General features: G+C 43.5%; 16 protein-coding genes. 8 read left to right on the top strand and 8 right to left on the bottom strand.

The genetic code is table 11. The annotated features are described in order from the left end of the window. Together leuD and AB4133_RS15525 are read left to right on the top strand one after the other, a co-directional pair. Positions 1-603, top strand: coding sequence for a 3-isopropylmalate dehydratase small subunit (gene leuD / locus AB4133_RS15520; protein ID WP_017062937.1), 603 nt, complete (start codon positions 1-3; stop codon positions 601-603). A gap of 189 nt (positions 604-792) precedes the next feature. Then, positions 793-1,581: a DUF547 domain-containing protein gene (locus AB4133_RS15525; RefSeq protein WP_372224983.1), complete on the top strand. Its 789-nt coding sequence runs from the start codon at positions 793-795 to the stop codon at positions 1,579-1,581. A gap of 89 nt (positions 1,582-1,670) precedes the next feature. Here the strand turns inward: AB4133_RS15525 and AB4133_RS15530 are convergent, their stop codons facing one another. After that, entirely contained in the window at positions 1,671-2,216 is a 546-nt protein-coding gene (locus AB4133_RS15530; RefSeq protein ID WP_372224985.1) for a DUF924 family protein, read from the bottom strand. A 57-nt stretch (positions 2,217-2,273) separates the two neighbouring features. Beyond that, on the bottom strand, positions 2,274-3,128 hold the full coding sequence (gene djlA / locus AB4133_RS15535) for a co-chaperone DjlA (protein WP_017061385.1): 855 nt from the start codon (positions 3,126-3,128) through the stop codon (positions 2,274-2,276). Between the two features lie 149 nt (positions 3,129-3,277). On the opposite strand from djlA, the gene lptD reads away from it, so the two are divergent. From lptD to AB4133_RS15565, 6 genes are all read left to right on the top strand, one after another. Further along, the gene (lptD, locus tag AB4133_RS15540; RefSeq protein WP_372224987.1) at positions 3,278-5,608 is read left to right on the top strand and encodes an LPS assembly protein LptD; all 2,331 of its coding nucleotides are present in this window, start codon (positions 3,278-3,280) and stop codon (positions 5,606-5,608) included. Between the two features lie 43 nt (positions 5,609-5,651). Beyond that, positions 5,652-6,950 (top strand): peptidylprolyl isomerase SurA, encoded by a 1,299-nt coding sequence (surA, locus tag AB4133_RS15545; RefSeq protein WP_136979300.1) that lies wholly within the window; start codon positions 5,652-5,654, stop codon positions 6,948-6,950. After that, on the top strand, positions 6,937-7,929 hold the full coding sequence (gene pdxA / locus AB4133_RS15550; RefSeq protein ID WP_017062941.1) for a 4-hydroxythreonine-4-phosphate dehydrogenase PdxA: 993 nt from the start codon (positions 6,937-6,939) through the stop codon (positions 7,927-7,929). The genes surA and pdxA overlap by 14 nt, the downstream gene beginning before the upstream one ends. Beyond that, positions 7,926-8,741, top strand: coding sequence for a 16S rRNA (adenine(1518)-N(6)/adenine(1519)-N(6))-dimethyltransferase RsmA (rsmA, locus tag AB4133_RS15555; protein ID WP_017062942.1), 816 nt, complete (start codon positions 7,926-7,928; stop codon positions 8,739-8,741). Before pdxA ends, rsmA begins: the two co-directional genes overlap by 4 nt. Before the next feature lie 88 nt (positions 8,742-8,829). After that, the gene (apaG, locus tag AB4133_RS15560; RefSeq protein WP_004735899.1) at positions 8,830-9,210 is read left to right on the top strand and encodes a Co2+/Mg2+ efflux protein ApaG; all 381 of its coding nucleotides are present in this window, start codon (positions 8,830-8,832) and stop codon (positions 9,208-9,210) included. Positions 9,211-9,239: 29 nt separating this feature from the next. After that, complete coding sequence (locus AB4133_RS15565) at positions 9,240-10,043, top strand: symmetrical bis(5'-nucleosyl)-tetraphosphatase (RefSeq protein WP_017061380.1); 804 nt, start codon at positions 9,240-9,242, stop codon at positions 10,041-10,043. A gap of 74 nt (positions 10,044-10,117) precedes the next feature. Here AB4133_RS15565 and folA read toward each other — a convergent pair whose 3' ends face one another. The 6 genes from folA to rplU all read right to left on the bottom strand — a co-directional run bounded on the left by folA (position 10,118) and on the right by rplU (position 14,124). Beyond that, entirely contained in the window at positions 10,118-10,597 is a 480-nt protein-coding gene (gene folA, locus AB4133_RS15570) for a type 3 dihydrofolate reductase (RefSeq protein ID WP_017061379.1), read from the bottom strand. 36 nt (positions 10,598-10,633) lie between these two features. Beyond that, entirely contained in the window at positions 10,634-11,107 is a 474-nt protein-coding gene (locus AB4133_RS15575) for a threonine/serine exporter family protein (RefSeq protein ID WP_017062945.1), read from the bottom strand. Continuing rightward, positions 11,107-11,874, bottom strand: a complete 768-nt coding sequence (locus tag AB4133_RS15580; RefSeq protein ID WP_017061378.1) for a threonine/serine exporter ThrE family protein — start codon at positions 11,872-11,874, stop codon at positions 11,107-11,109. Before AB4133_RS15580 ends, AB4133_RS15575 begins: the two co-directional genes overlap by 1 nt. A 164-nt stretch (positions 11,875-12,038) precedes the next feature. Next, positions 12,039-13,211: an Obg family GTPase CgtA gene (gene cgtA / locus AB4133_RS15585; protein WP_017061377.1), complete on the bottom strand. Its 1,173-nt coding sequence runs from the start codon at positions 13,209-13,211 to the stop codon at positions 12,039-12,041. 324 nt (positions 13,212-13,535) lie between these two features. Further along, complete coding sequence (gene rpmA / locus AB4133_RS15590) at positions 13,536-13,793, bottom strand: 50S ribosomal protein L27 (RefSeq protein ID WP_004735905.1); 258 nt, start codon at positions 13,791-13,793, stop codon at positions 13,536-13,538. 19 nt (positions 13,794-13,812) lie between these two features. Beyond that, positions 13,813-14,124 (bottom strand): 50S ribosomal protein L21, encoded by a 312-nt coding sequence (gene rplU / locus AB4133_RS15595; protein WP_004740823.1) that lies wholly within the window; start codon positions 14,122-14,124, stop codon positions 13,813-13,815. Positions 14,125-14,157 lie beyond the last annotated feature (33 nt).

A 14,157-nucleotide genomic window follows, 5' to 3' on the forward strand; every position in this document is an offset into this window, starting at 1 on the left:
ATGTCAGGTTTTCAACAACACACCGGATTAGTCGTTCCTCTAGATACGGCCAACATCGATACTGATGCGATCATTCCAAAGCAGTTTCTACAGAAAGTAAACCGCATCGGTTTTGGTAAGCACTTGTTCCACGATTGGCGCTTCCTAGACGATGCAGGCCAACAGCCAAACCCTGATTTTGTAATGAACGAAGCTCGCTACCAAGGCGCTTCAATTCTTTTAGCTCGTGAAAACTTCGGTTGTGGTTCATCTCGTGAACACGCACCGTGGGCGCTTGCCGATTATGGTATTCAAGTGATGATCGCGCCAAGCTTCGCAGACATCTTCTATGGTAACTCGATCAACAACCAAATGGTGCCAGTTCGATTGACTGAGCAAGAGGTAGATGAGCTATTCCAATTCGTAGAAGCGAATGAAGGCGCTGAAATCACTGTTGATTTAGAAGCGATGAAAGTCAGTGCTAATGGTAAAGAATACTCGTTTGAAATTGATGAGTTCCGTCGTCACTGCTTACTGAATGGTTTAGACAACATAGGCCTTACACTTCAGCACGCCGATAAAATCTCAGAATTTGAAGCAAAGATTCCTAGCTTCCTGAAATAAAGAACCATGAAATAGCACAGTCTAGAAATAGAGTAAGCGTTTTCAATAACACCTAAAGGTTGGCCCAGTGCCAACCTTTTTTATTCGATTCAACTTCTTCATTTAACTCAACTCTGTGGTTTAACTGAAGAGCTATGAAAGAAAATAGTAAGCCACAAGGTCTTAGTAGTCAGTCATCAGGAGAATGCCATGAAACAACTACTTGTTATTATCAGCCTACTTTTCTCAACCTTCGCGTGGTCTGCGCCTAAGTCCGAACTTTGGCCTTACTGGAATCAAAGTAATGAAGCCAACTCTGAGCAAGTTTCTCATCAAGATTGGCAACAATTCCTCGATAACTATTTAGTAAAACAAGGTCAACACGCCTTAGTTAGATATCAAACGGTGAGTTCTTCAGACAAAACCAAACTGAAGCAGTACATAAGCCGACTTGAACAGATTAACCCTCTCGACTATCCAAAAGCTGAACAGTATGCCTATTGGGTTAACCTATACAATGCAGTGACTGTTGATTTGATTCTTAATGCATACCCAATTAAATCTATCACTAAGCTCGGCGGACTATTCAGTTTTGGACCTTGGGGAGATGATGTAGTTGCAGTTAATGGAAAGACACTGACACTCAATGATATCGAACATCGAATTTTAAGACCGATTTGGCAAGACCCTCGCACGCATTATGCAGTGAACTGTGCCAGCCTAGGTTGCCCTAACTTACAACCTGACGCTTTTACCTCTAAAAATACTGAAGCCTTGCTAGAGCAAGCTGCAACTGAGTTTGTAAGCAGTGACAAAGGCGTGATGGTTACAAACAATAAGCTTCAACTATCATCGATTTACGAATGGTTTGCTGTGGATTTTGGTACGAAGAAACAGCTTATTCAGCACTTAGAACAATATCGAATTGAAGCAGTAACCAATACTCAAAACATCAGTTATGAATACGATTGGTCGCTCAACCAAGCAAACTCGCTCTAAGGCTAAAGTTGATCACTAAAGTAAAAAAGAGGCGAGAGGTTTTTATTAACCTCTAGCCTCTTCTCAATTCTTTGACCGTATTTCTACAATTAAAAGCTTGAGCCCGGTTGCTGCAAGAACTCAATCTCTTCGGGAGTCGAAGCTCGCCCTAACACCTCATTACGGTGCGGATAGCGACCAAATCGCTCAATGATAACCTTGTGCTTAAACTCAAAGTCCAGATTATGCTCTAATCCCGTTTGAGAAAAGAGTTCCACGGCTTGTTCATGGACTAACAAAGATTCACTGTGCATATAAGGCATATACAGGAAGCTTTTCTGTTGCTCGTTAAGCTGGTGATCAAAGCCACTCGCTACCGCTTCTTGAGCTAGAACCAACGCCATAGGATCTGCAGTAAACGCATCTGGACTATTTCTACCAAGATTCCGAGAAAACTGGTCAAGCACGATAATCTCAGCCAAGCGACCCTCTGCTGTCTGACGCCATTCAAATAACTCACCTTGAATGGCGGCTTTGTGCAGTTCAGAAAAACGAGACGCTATCAAAGCGTCAATCTCGGCGCCGCCAGTAAACCAATCTTTAGGCGTCAATTCATCGAACCAAAACTCTAGAACATTCTGATACGTTAACGTCATATAATTCCCTTTAATAAAAAACCGAGTAACTTTGTTATTACTCGGTTTGGTGTTCGATTACTTAAAACCTTTGACCTTCTTTATCAGGTCATAAGCATTTTGAATTTCTTGCGATTTTTCTTTCGCAACATTCATCATCTCAGGCGGTAAGCCCTTCGCCATCAGTTTATCTGGGTGATGCTCATTCATCAATTTACGGTAGGCTTTCTTCACCTCTTTACCATCAGCACTTTCACTCACACCAAGAACCTTATATGCATCGCCAAGCTGGTTCTGTTGCGAAGCCTGTTGCCAACCTGATGATTGCCCATGGCCTTGATGCCCCCCAAAGCTTCCACCTTGCTGTTGGAAACGGAACGCAGCTTCTTGCATCTGCAAGCGGCGTTCTAGTTGTGCTGCCGAAAACCCAAGCCCTTGCGCTATTTTATGCAGAACTTGACGTTCACTCGGGTGCAAACTTCCATCCGCAAATGCGGCAGATACCTGAAGCTCTAGAAAGAACTGCAGAAGATCAAAACGACCACCCGATGAGATTTTAACTCGCTCAAGTACGTCGTTCAGAGGGAAGTCGCTCTCTTTGCCGTCACGGAATGCATCTTGCGCTGCTTTACGCTGTTCGCCATGCAGGTTCATACGCTCCATCATGGTAGAAGCGAGTTGAATCTCTTCTGGCGTTACCTGCCCTTTCGCTTTAGCAACGTGCCCCATAACCGCAAAAGCGGATTTAAAAAACTCGTTCTGTCTTTCTGCTTGGCTTGGACCTCGACCAAAACCAGAGCTATTGAAGCCTGATTGGTTCAATCCGCGAGCTTTATCGAATTGGTGTCCTAAAAACAGACCAAAAACTAAACCGAGTGGCCCTCCAAATAAAAAGCCAAAAAACGCGCCCAAAATTTTGCCAAATATTTGCATTATGTGTTCTCTATCTATGAATTTTATCTGAGTAATGCTGTCTGATGATGCTGAATGCTATTATTTCCTTTATCATAAGGAAAATGCTTTATTAATTGGATTGATACTAGATCAACCCTTCATCTAGTGACACAGGATAGTTCAACTTCATGCAATCTTTTTCCCGCACCTTGTTAGCCGCGTCTATAAGTACGGCGTTATACGTGTCGACAACTCAAGCTGAAACAATCACCGATAGTAGTGTGCAGGAAATGCCCTCTATAGATCAATGCTTGATCGAGCCCGCTGCAGAAAACGAGACACAGCTACCCGCTCATGTTGAGTCAGATCGCTTAGAAGCTATCAATGGTGACAAAGCAATATATTCAGGTGACGTAGTCGTTACGCAAGGGAACAAGACCATCCTTGCCGATAACGTAACCCTGCACCAACAAGAAAATATCGTTGTAGCTGAAGGCAACGTAAACTTTAGTGATGGTCAAATCAAATCTATCTCAGACAGAGCGACCAATAATCTGACTACAGATGAAATGACGCTTGAGAACACCGATTACGAATTCCTTTGCGAGCCCGGTCGCGGAGATGCTGTTTATATAGCAAAAACAGGTAAAGCGGTTTATGAGATTGAAGATGGCTCCATTACCTCTTGCCCTATCGGCGATAATGCTTGGCGTCTAAGAGCATCGAGCATCAGTGTCGACCAAGACGAAGAACAAGCCACTTTTTATAATCCACGTTTTGAAATCCAAAGTGTTCCCGTCTTTTACTTACCTTACTTAACAGTACCGGTGGGTGATACACGTAAAACCGGTTTCTTGTACCCAACAGTTTCGTATGGTTCAAGCGATGGTTTTGAAGCTGAAATTCCTGTTTATTGGAACTTAGCACCAGACTACGATTTGGAAACTACCTTCAAGTACATGCAAGAGCGTGGCACTCAACTCAACAGTAAATTCAGATATTTAAGCGATTTTGGTTCCGGTAGTATCGAGTCTGAATATTTACCAGACGATCAAAAGTACACTGATCTAGGCGATCGTTGGGGTTTCCAACTAGAACATTCAGGAATATTCCAACAATCTTGGTTATTCGAAATTGATTACTCTAAAGTCAGTGATATTGACTACTTTTCGGACATGAGCTCAAATATCGGTAACCGTGAAGATGGACAACTGCTTCAAGAAGGGCAAGCAACATACCGTTCTCAAAATTGGGATGCGTCTGTACTTGTTCGAGACTTCCAAGTTCTTACCACCAGCAATAACTTGCCTTATCGTCTAATGCCACAACTCGAGTATAACTACTATGCTCCAGAGGTAATGGATTACCTAGATTTTGACTTAATCAGTCATATATCAATGTTCGATACCGACGCATCAGGCAAACCATCAGCCACTCGTGTTCACGTTGAACCTGGTATTACAATCCCAGTAGGTAACACTTGGGGCACTTGGACAACCGAAGCACGATTACTTGGTACATACTACCAACAGGATCTTGATGGCGTTGATACAACAAGTGACGAGTACAAAGATTTAGAAGAATCGGTAAGTCGAGTTATCCCTGAATTTAGAAGCCACGCTGGTATTGTTCTGGAGCGAGATACCACGATTGTAGGTAACTATACTCAAACCTTGGAGCCTCAAGTCCAGTACCTGTATGTTCCTGAAGAGGATCAAAGCGATATTGGTCTTTATGATACTACGCTGTTACAAACCGATTACTACGGCCTATTTAGAAGCCGTAAATACAGTGGTGTAGACCGCATTGCGTCAGCAAATCAAATTAGCTATGGCGCATCATCTCGCTTTTTTGATGATGAGTACCGAGAGCGCTTAAACATATCTTTTGGTCAAATTTTCTATTTTGATAAAGATACAAAACAGACTTTAGACAACGACGACTCTAATAAGAAAACTAATTATTCGTCTTGGGCTATTGAAATGGATTTCAACTACGATGATTACCTTTTCTACCATGGCGGTGTGCAATACGACATTGATTCATCTTCGATGCAACTTGCTAACAGTACCATTGAGTACCGTTTTGCCGGCGGCTATATACAAACCAACTACCGCTATGTAACAGAAGAGTACATAAATGAAACTGTAGATTTTGACGTATCATCCATAACTAGAGATGGTATCTCACAAGCAGGCTTACTTGGTGCTTACCAGATTTCGCGGAAGTGGAATGCCAGTGCTCAATATTTCTATGATTTAACCACACAAGAAAATCTAGAATGGTTGGCTCGCTTGAACTATAGATCGGATTGTTGGTATATCGGATTTACGTATAGTAACCAGCTGACAAATAACATTAGTGATCCAAATGTCACGCCTGAATATGAAAATAACTTTGGTGTGAATTTCGGTATTATCGGCTTTGGTACTAACTTAGGCTCTGATTCAGGCGCTGTTGGGGATAGCAGTTCTGATAACTCATTGAGCTACGGTCGCCCATTCTTCTTAAACAACTAATTTTCTTTACTGATAAGAAATCAGTAAATTTAAAGGATTACACATGACATTGTGGAAACGCACATTAATTGCTATTGCAGCGACCTGTACTTTATCAACAAGCTTTGCAGCACCGGTTGAGCTAGACAGCGTAAAAGTTATCGTTAACGAAGGCGTTATCTTACAAAGCGACATCGATGCTTCGATGAAGACACTGCGTGCCAACGCAAAAAAAAGCGGTCAAACACTGCCATCGCAAGATGTGCTCAATGAGCAAGTACTAGAAAAACTGATCATCGATACTATTCAAACTCAAGAAGCAGAACGTATCGGTGTTCGTATTGATGATGCTCGACTTGATCAAGCAATTGAAGGTATCGCTAAAGACAACAACCAAACGGTAGAACAACTTACCGCATCGGTTGCTGAAGAAGGCCTTAGCTACAATGCATTTCGAGAGCAAGTAAGAAAAGAGATTGCAGCAAGTGAAGCTCGTAACGCCTTAGTTCGTCGCCGTATCAATATTCTTCCTGCGGAAGTTGATAACCTAGCAGATATCTTAGCGCAAGAGACTAACGCGACCGTTCAATATAAAATTGGCCACATTCAACTGCGCTTTAATGATGACCAAACCAAAGAAGAGTTAGAAGCTCAAGCTACTGAACTGGTTGAAGAACTGAACTCAGGCAAAGATTTCAGCACCATGGCATATACTTACTCTAAGGGTCCTAAAGCGCTGCAAGGTGGTGATTGGGGTTGGATGCGTAAAGAAGAGATGCCAACCATTTTTGCTGACCAGATCAAAATGCAAAATAAAGGCAGCATCATCGGTCCTTTCCGTAGCGGTGTAGGTTTCCACATTCTAAAAATTGAAGATGTGAAAGGCTTAGAAACCGTAGCAGTAACGGAAGTGAATGCTCGTCATATCTTGATTAAGCCAACCGTAATCTTGAGTGACGATGGCGCGAAAGAACAACTTGAAAAGATCACGCGCCGCGTAAACGCAGGTGAAGCGAGCTTTGGCGACCTTGCACAGCAATACAGCCAAGATCCAGGTTCTGCAGTACAAGATGGTGAGCTAGGCTACCAAACACCAGATTTGTATGTACCAGAATTCAAACACCAAGTAGAAACGCTACCAGAAGGCAAAATCAGTGCGCCATTCAAAACCGTACACGGTTGGCACATTGTTGAAGTACTAGACCGTCGCGAAGTCGACCGTACCGATTCAGCTTTGAAAAACAAAGCTTACCAAATTCTATTTAACCGTAAATTCAACGAAGAAGCTGGTGCTTGGCTACAAGAAGTAAGAGCAAGTGCCTTTGTTGAGATGGTTGAGGACGACCAAGATGACAACAACTAAACGTATTGTCATAACCGCAGGTGAACCAGCAGGGATAGGCCCAGATTTAACTTTGGCTCTATCTCAAGAAAGTTGGCCTCATCAACTCGTGGTTTGTGCTGATAAAACACTGCTATCCGAGCGAGCTAAAATTCTTGGTATCGAAGTCGATCTTCTGGACTACGATGCAAATGCAGCTAAGCAACCGCAACGCGCTGGCACACTGGTAGTGAAACACGTTCCACTTGCTGAAACGGCAGTTGCAGGTCAACTCAATGAGGCTAATGGTCATTACGTATTAAATACTTTAGAAACCGCAGCAATTGGCTGTATGAATGATGAATTTGATGCTATTGTCACCGGCCCCGTTCACAAGGGTGTAATTAACCGAGCTGGCGTTGCTTTTAGCGGCCATACCGAGTTCTTTGCAGAGAAGTCCAATACACCACTGGTGGTGATGATGTTGGCAACTGAAGGGCTGCGTGTTGCGCTAGTAACAACGCACATCCCACTAGCTTATGTATCTCAAGCTGTGACCGAAGACAGATTAGAGCAAATTATTGCTATTCTAAATAAAGACTTGGTTGAAAAATTTGCTATTGAGAAACCAACTATCTATGTGTGTGGCTTGAATCCACATGCTGGTGAAGATGGTTGTTTAGGGCGTGAAGAGATTGAAACTATCACCCCGACGCTAGAAAAAATTCGCCAAAAAGATGGCATCAATTTAGTTGGCCCATTGCCAGCAGACACCATCTTTAATGAAAAATATTTGCAAGATGCAGATGCTGTTTTAGGTATGTATCACGACCAAGTACTCCCGGTATTGAAATACAAAGGGTTTGGTCGCTCAGTGAACATCACGCTTGGCTTACCGTTTATTCGCACATCAGTCGACCACGGTACCGCCTTAGACTTGGCAGGGAAAGGCCAAGCCGATACAGGGAGCTTTAGAACAGCGCTCACGCACGCCATTGAATTAGTAGAGAAAAAGCAATGAGAAATGATGTCCACTTAGGGCACAAAGCGCGTAAACGTTTTGGTCAAAACTTCCTTAACGATCCATACATTATTGATGGCATCGTATCGAGTATTAACCCACTACCAGGTCAAAACTTGGTAGAGATCGGTCCTGGTCTAGGCGCAATTACTGAGCCTGTGGGTAAGCTTGTCGATAAATTTACTGTTATCGAATTGGATAGAGACCTTGCAGAACGTCTTCGTAACCATCCAGATCTTGCGGACAAGCTAACGATCCGTGAAGGCGATGCGATGAAGTTCGATTTCCAAGAACTGGTTAAGCCAAACAATAAGCTACGCATCTTTGGTAACTTGCCATATAACATCTCTACACCATTGATGTTCCACCTTTTTGAATTCCATAAAGACGTGCAAGACATGCACTTTATGCTTCAAAAAGAAGTGGTTAACCGTCTAGCTGCTGGCCCTGGCAGTAAAGCTTACGGTCGTCTTACTGTAATGGCTCAATACTACTGTAAAGTAACGCCTGTGTTAGAAGTTCCACCAACGGCCTTCGTTCCGCCACCGAAAGTAGACTCAGCAGTCGTGCGCCTACAGCCATACGAAGTGCTGCCTTATCCGGCAAAAGATCTGAAATGGCTAGATCGCGTATGTCGTGAAGGCTTTAACCAACGTCGTAAAACAGTTCGTAACTGCTACAAGAGCTTAATCGATAAGGAAGTGCTTGAAGAGCTAGGTATCAACCCAAGCATGCGTCCTGAGAACTTAACGCTCGAGCAGTTTGTCGACATGGCAAACTGGTTGTACGACAGTCATAACGCTGACAAATAAATAAAAAAGGCTCCTACACTTCGGTTAGGAGCCTTTTTTATGTAATACTTTAATTACATTAAGTATATCAACAACAAAAGGTGCGAATATGGATATATCTACGCCTTGTATCAAATGCCAGGTTCACTCTAAGTACATAGAAGAACAATCTGAGCCAACGAAGAATCGTTATGTCTTCGCCTACATTATTACCATCAAAAATCTAAGTAAAACAACGGTGCAACTTATGTCTCGCCGCTGGTTAATTACCGACTCTAACGGCAAGCAGCTCACCATTGAGGGTGATGGTGTAGTTGGCCAACAACCCGTGATTGAAGCCAACGACGAGTACACCTACACAAGTGGTACGGTCATCGAAACCCCTGTTGGCGTTATGCAAGGTCACTATGTGATGACCGATAACAAGGGCATTGATTTTATTACCGAAGTTGACCCATTCAGACTCGCAATCCCTAATATTCTTAATTAGCCGTACATCCGTATCTACAGGAAACTATTGTGTCGAATTACATTGTCGGAGACATCCAAGGGTGCTTCGACGAACTTCAAGGACTACTTGAAAAAATTAACTTTGATAAACACCAAGATACTTTATGGGTCGCCGGAGACTTAGTTGCTCGAGGCCCTAAATCATTGGAGACGTTACGCTTTATTCGTAACCTTGGTGACGCAGCTAAGGTTGTATTAGGCAACCACGACTTACATCTTCTGGCGGTGTCCTTAGGACTATTTCCAGCGAAACCAAAAGATAAGACTCAAGCGATTCTTGATGCTGAAGATCGTGAACTGCTACTCGAATGGTTAAGACAACAGCCTTTGCTTCAAGAACACCCAGAGTTCGTGATGTGCCATGCGGGTATCTCACCGCAGTGGAATCTAGAAAGAGCACGTGTTGAAAATCGAGAGATCGTATCCTTGTTAAAGTCCGATAAATGGCAATGGCTAATCGAAAACATGTACAGCAACGCGCCTGATTTATGGCATCAGGATTTACATGATATTGAGCGCTATCGCTATGCGATCAATAGCCTGACAAGAATGCGTTTCTGTTTTGAAGATGGCCGTCTCGACATGGCATGTAAGCTACCACCGAATGAGATTACCGATGAACCATTAGTGCCATGGTTTGACCTTCCGCAACGCATAAAGCTCGATAAAACCGTTGTTTTTGGACACTGGGCTGCGCTTGAAGGCTATAACGGAAAAGACGTAATTGGACTTGATACTGGATGCGTCTGGGGAGGTGAATTGACAATTCTTCGCTGGGAAGATAAACAGTTTTTCACTCAGAAAGCGCTATAAAGATACGAGAAACTTGCGCTACCTTGGTAGGGTAACGCAAGCATTTTTCAGAGACTAGCTATTGATAACCACAGTTAACGCTCGAGAATCACAAACTCCATGTTGTGTTTGTTTTTCTCGTCAGCTTGATAGCTCTCGTTGAAGCTCTGCTTCCAACCTTCACCCCAGTCAGGAAATTGTGTATCTCCATCGACGGCGAAATCGATGTAAGTCAGATACAACTTGTCCGCTTTAGGTAAGCAGCTCTCATAAATAGAGCCGCCACCAATGATCATCACCTCTTCAACATCACTGAGTAGCTCTAGAGCCTGTTCAATAGAAGTTACCGTGGTCACTCCTTCAATTTGCAAGTTCGCATCACGGCTGATCACAATGTTTAATCGACCAGGTAAAGGACGTCCAATCGAATCATAGGTTTTACGGCCCATTACGACAGGTTTACCCATCGTTGAGCGCTTGAACCATGCGAAATCCGCAGGCAAGTGCCAAGGCATCTGATTGTCTTTACCAATTATACGGTTGTTTGCCATTGCCGCTATCATGCTGATGATCATAAATCGAAAGTCCTGTCCCTAAAAAGAAAATTAACGCTAAACGATAGGTCTACGGCGATAGAATAACAGCCCTGGCACCGCTAAGCCAACCGCAAGCCCTGCGATAATGAACATCGATTTTAAAAAGTTCTCCATCAACATTGCCAACAACTCAGGCGTGTAGCCTGCCCTGTTAATCTCCACCATCGCAATCATCGCCTTGAAGGCGAACACACCTGGCACCATAGGAATTAGAGCTGCAACCGTAAACACCTTAGGATGTGCTAACAGTTTATGTGACCAATGAACCCCTATCATACCAACCACGGTTGCGGCGAAGAACGTCGCCCATTCGATTGGAATACCAAAGTGCATCATCAGATACCGGCTACCATGACCGATAGAACCACCGAGTGCACAATAAATTAAAGCACGTTGCGGAACGTTAAACACCAATGCAAACCCAACCGCAGGAATAGCGGCGAAAAACATATCGTTGAGCAGACCTAAAAACAGTTCGAAAATACTCATTAGCTTGCCCACCCCCAAACATCTGATAGACTCATCGCCGCGACAATGCCCAAGCTCGTCGCCAGAGTTAATAAGCTGGCCATGGTAAAGCGCGCTAACCCCATATTAATATGGCCTTTAAGCATATCAGCGACGGAGTTAATCAGAGGAAAACCAGGTACTAACATTAATACAGATGAAGCCATCACGATCGTGGGTTGGCCGCCAATATTGTAAAGTACGGCTTGAGCTGAAATGGTCGTGGTAACGAATGCTGTGATAGCAAAGTTTAATAGCGGATTGAAATGGCGGTGCCCAATCTCTTGCCTGACGATCATACCGCAAGCTGAAGCAATAAAAGTCATCATGAAGACTTGCCAGTCTCCGCCCGCAAGGTGGCTAAAAGAGGCGCACGACAACCCTATCATCACAACCACTAACCAACGGTTGTAGCGCTCGGGGCTGATGTTTTGAATCTTTTTATACGCCAAATCATAATCGAGAATTCCCTTCTCCATCATGATGCAAATGCGTTGAATGTCGGTGATAACCTGCATGTTAATGCCACGATCAGCACAACTTCGAGTAGTGGTAATACAGTGATCATCCATTACGGTAGTTACAACAAGCGCATTGGCTGACAGTGCGACTTCAACCTCATTCACCCCACAAGCAATACCGATGCGACGCATGATATCGCCGACCAGTGTGCTCTCTGCCCCGTGCGCCAATAACATTTGTCCTGATTGAGCGACGAGTCTTGAGATCGCTCTTTGCTTTGATGCCATGATTTCCTTCCCATAGGCGTTAATTATCTAAAGATAAATTTTGCATAAAAAACAGTAAGACGTCATGATTTAGATACAAAAAAACCGCAATTTTCATTGCGGTTTAATAAAACTATCAGTGTACTTGTAAGAAGCGACCGATGCGTTATGAGAAACTAAGAGGATTAGTCACGAACATAGATAACATGGCCGTCATCCTCTTCGTCATCCCAATCGTCCCAATCGTCGTCATCTTCAGTAACGACATTCTTACCGCTCATCGCATCTTTATGGTAGTCATCCCACATAAAGTCTACTTTTTCTTCTTCTTCAACTTCTACAACTTCACGAGGTAGGTTTTCCATAAACTCACCTAGTTTGAAGCAAAGGTCTTTGGTGCCGATTTTATTCACAGCAGAGATCTTGAAGTACTCGCCTTCCCAGCCCAAAGCATCGATGATTTCTTGAATCTTTTCGTCTGCTTCGTCTTCTGGCATTAGGTCAACTTTATTGAACACTAACCAGCGAGGTTTTTGTGAAACTTTTTCACTGTATTGCTCAAGCTCATCGATGATCGTTAGTGCATTCTGAATAGGATCAGATTGATCGATCGGCATAATGTCGATCATATGCAGAAGAACACGACAACGCTCAAGGTGCTTAAGGAATCGGATACCAAGGCCAGCGCCATCAGCTGCGCCTTCGATTAGTCCTGGGATATCGGCAACAACGAAGCTCTTTTCAGGGACAACACTTACCACACCCAAGCTTGGGATCAAAGTAGTGAACGGGTAATCAGCCACTTTTGGTTTCGCAGCAGATACTGAACGAATAAAAGTAGATTTACCTGCGTTTGGTAGGCCAAGCATACCAACGTCAGCTAATAGAAGAAGCTCTAAACGCAGTTCACGAACTTCGCCTTTAGTACCCATTGTCTTTTGACGAGGAGCGCGGTTAACAGACGATTTAAAACGCGTGTTACCAAGACCGTGCCAACCACCTTTACCAACCATTACTTTCTTGCCGTGTTCAGCAACTTCAGCAACGATTTCGTTGGTGTGGATATCAACTGCACGCGTACCAACTGGTACTTTCAGCGTAATGTCTTTACCACGTTTACCAGTACAGTTACCGCCGCGACCATTCTCGCCACGCTCTGCATTGTAAAAACGTTGGAAACGGTAATCGATCAGTGTGTTTAAGTTCTCATCCGCTTGGATGTAAACATCACCGCCGTCACCACCGTCGCCGCCATCAGGACCACCTTTAGCGACGAATTTTTCGCGCCAAAAGCTAACTGTACCATTACCGCCATCACCGGCTTCTATTTTTACTACCGCTTCATCAACGAATTTCATTTTTTAACTCCGCACTTACGTTGCGTTACCACTCATCAAGGAGTGATATAAATTCTAGCAGATCCGTGTTTAGATCGATCACCTAAGATCTAGGCCGACCTGCAACCAAGGAACAAATAAGGAGAGGTTCTTTGCTTTCTATTTCTTTTAAAACAAACGGCTTCTTAAAAACCAAACTGTTTATCAAAAAATAAAACGGCTTCTCAAAACCAAAACAAGAGCGTCTGCTTTTTTATTCTTGCTATAAATAAAAAACCCTGCCGAATCGGCAGGGCTTTTGAATTCAGCTTGAAAGCTAATAAAATAATCTAATTAAAGATTAAATTACTCAGCTTCGATGCTTACAAACTTACGGTTTTTAGGACCTTTAACAGCAAATTTCACTTTACCTTCAGTAAGAGCGAAAAGAGTGTGGTCTTTACCGATGCCAACGTTTGTGCCAGCGTGGAACTTAGTACCACGTTGACGAACGATGATGTTACCTGCAAGAACAGATTCACCACCAAAACGCTTAACACCAAGACGTTTGCTTTCTGAATCGCGGCCGTTATTAGTAGAACCGCCAGCTTTTTTATGTGCCATTGTTAAACTCTCCTAATACTTAAGCGTTAATGCCAGTGATTTTCACTTCAGTGAACCACTGACGGTGACCAGCTTGCTTACGCGAGTGCTTACGACGACGGAACTTAACGATTTTTACTTTATCGCCACGACCGTGTTGTACTACTTCTGCAGTAACCTTGCCACCTTCAACAAGAGGTGCACCAACAGCGATTTCTTCGCCGTTAGCAACAAGAAGAACTTTATCAAATTCAACAGTTGCACCAGTTTCAACGTCTAATTTCTCTAAACGAAGTGTTTGACCTTCGCTTACTCGGTGTTGTTTGCCACCAGATTGGAAAACAGCGTACATATTTTACTCCGCTTTTTCCGCACAGCCTATGGT

The organism is Vibrio sp. 10N.286.52.F8, from assembly GCF_041468745.1.
In the GTDB taxonomy this organism is placed as follows: Bacteria; Pseudomonadota; Gammaproteobacteria; order Enterobacterales; family Vibrionaceae; genus Vibrio; species Vibrio crassostreae_C.

Bases quoted from the DNA above. Each gene is read 5' to 3' on its own strand.
- folA (WP_017061379.1), bottom strand. From the start codon at position 10,597: ATGATCATCAGCATGATAGCGGCAATGGCAAACAACCGTATAATTGGT.
- AB4133_RS15525 (WP_372224983.1), top strand. From the start codon at position 793: ATGAAACAACTACTTGTTATTATCAGCCTACTTTTCTCAACCTTCGCG.
- rplU (WP_004740823.1), bottom strand. From the start codon at position 14,124: ATGTACGCTGTTTTCCAATCTGGTGGCAAACAACACCGAGTAAGCGAA.
- AB4133_RS15530 (WP_372224985.1), bottom strand. From the start codon at position 2,216: ATGACGTTAACGTATCAGAATGTTCTAGAGTTTTGGTTCGATGAATTG.
- lptD (WP_372224987.1), top strand. From the start codon at position 3,278: ATGCAATCTTTTTCCCGCACCTTGTTAGCCGCGTCTATAAGTACGGCG.
- rsmA (WP_017062942.1), top strand. From the start codon at position 7,926: ATGAGAAATGATGTCCACTTAGGGCACAAAGCGCGTAAACGTTTTGGT.
- apaG (WP_004735899.1), top strand. From the start codon at position 8,830: ATGGATATATCTACGCCTTGTATCAAATGCCAGGTTCACTCTAAGTAC.
- cgtA (WP_017061377.1), bottom strand. From the start codon at position 13,211: ATGAAATTCGTTGATGAAGCGGTAGTAAAAATAGAAGCCGGTGATGGC.
- pdxA (WP_017062941.1), top strand. From the start codon at position 6,937: ATGACAACAACTAAACGTATTGTCATAACCGCAGGTGAACCAGCAGGG.
- surA (WP_136979300.1), top strand. From the start codon at position 5,652: ATGACATTGTGGAAACGCACATTAATTGCTATTGCAGCGACCTGTACT.
- leuD (WP_017062937.1), top strand. From the start codon at position 1: ATGTCAGGTTTTCAACAACACACCGGATTAGTCGTTCCTCTAGATACG.
- djlA (WP_017061385.1), bottom strand. From the start codon at position 3,128: ATGCAAATATTTGGCAAAATTTTGGGCGCGTTTTTTGGCTTTTTATTT.
- AB4133_RS15580 (WP_017061378.1), bottom strand. From the start codon at position 11,874: ATGGCATCAAAGCAAAGAGCGATCTCAAGACTCGTCGCTCAATCAGGA.
- rpmA (WP_004735905.1), bottom strand. From the start codon at position 13,793: ATGGCACATAAAAAAGCTGGCGGTTCTACTAATAACGGCCGCGATTCA.
- AB4133_RS15575 (WP_017062945.1), bottom strand. From the start codon at position 11,107: ATGAGTATTTTCGAACTGTTTTTAGGTCTGCTCAACGATATGTTTTTC.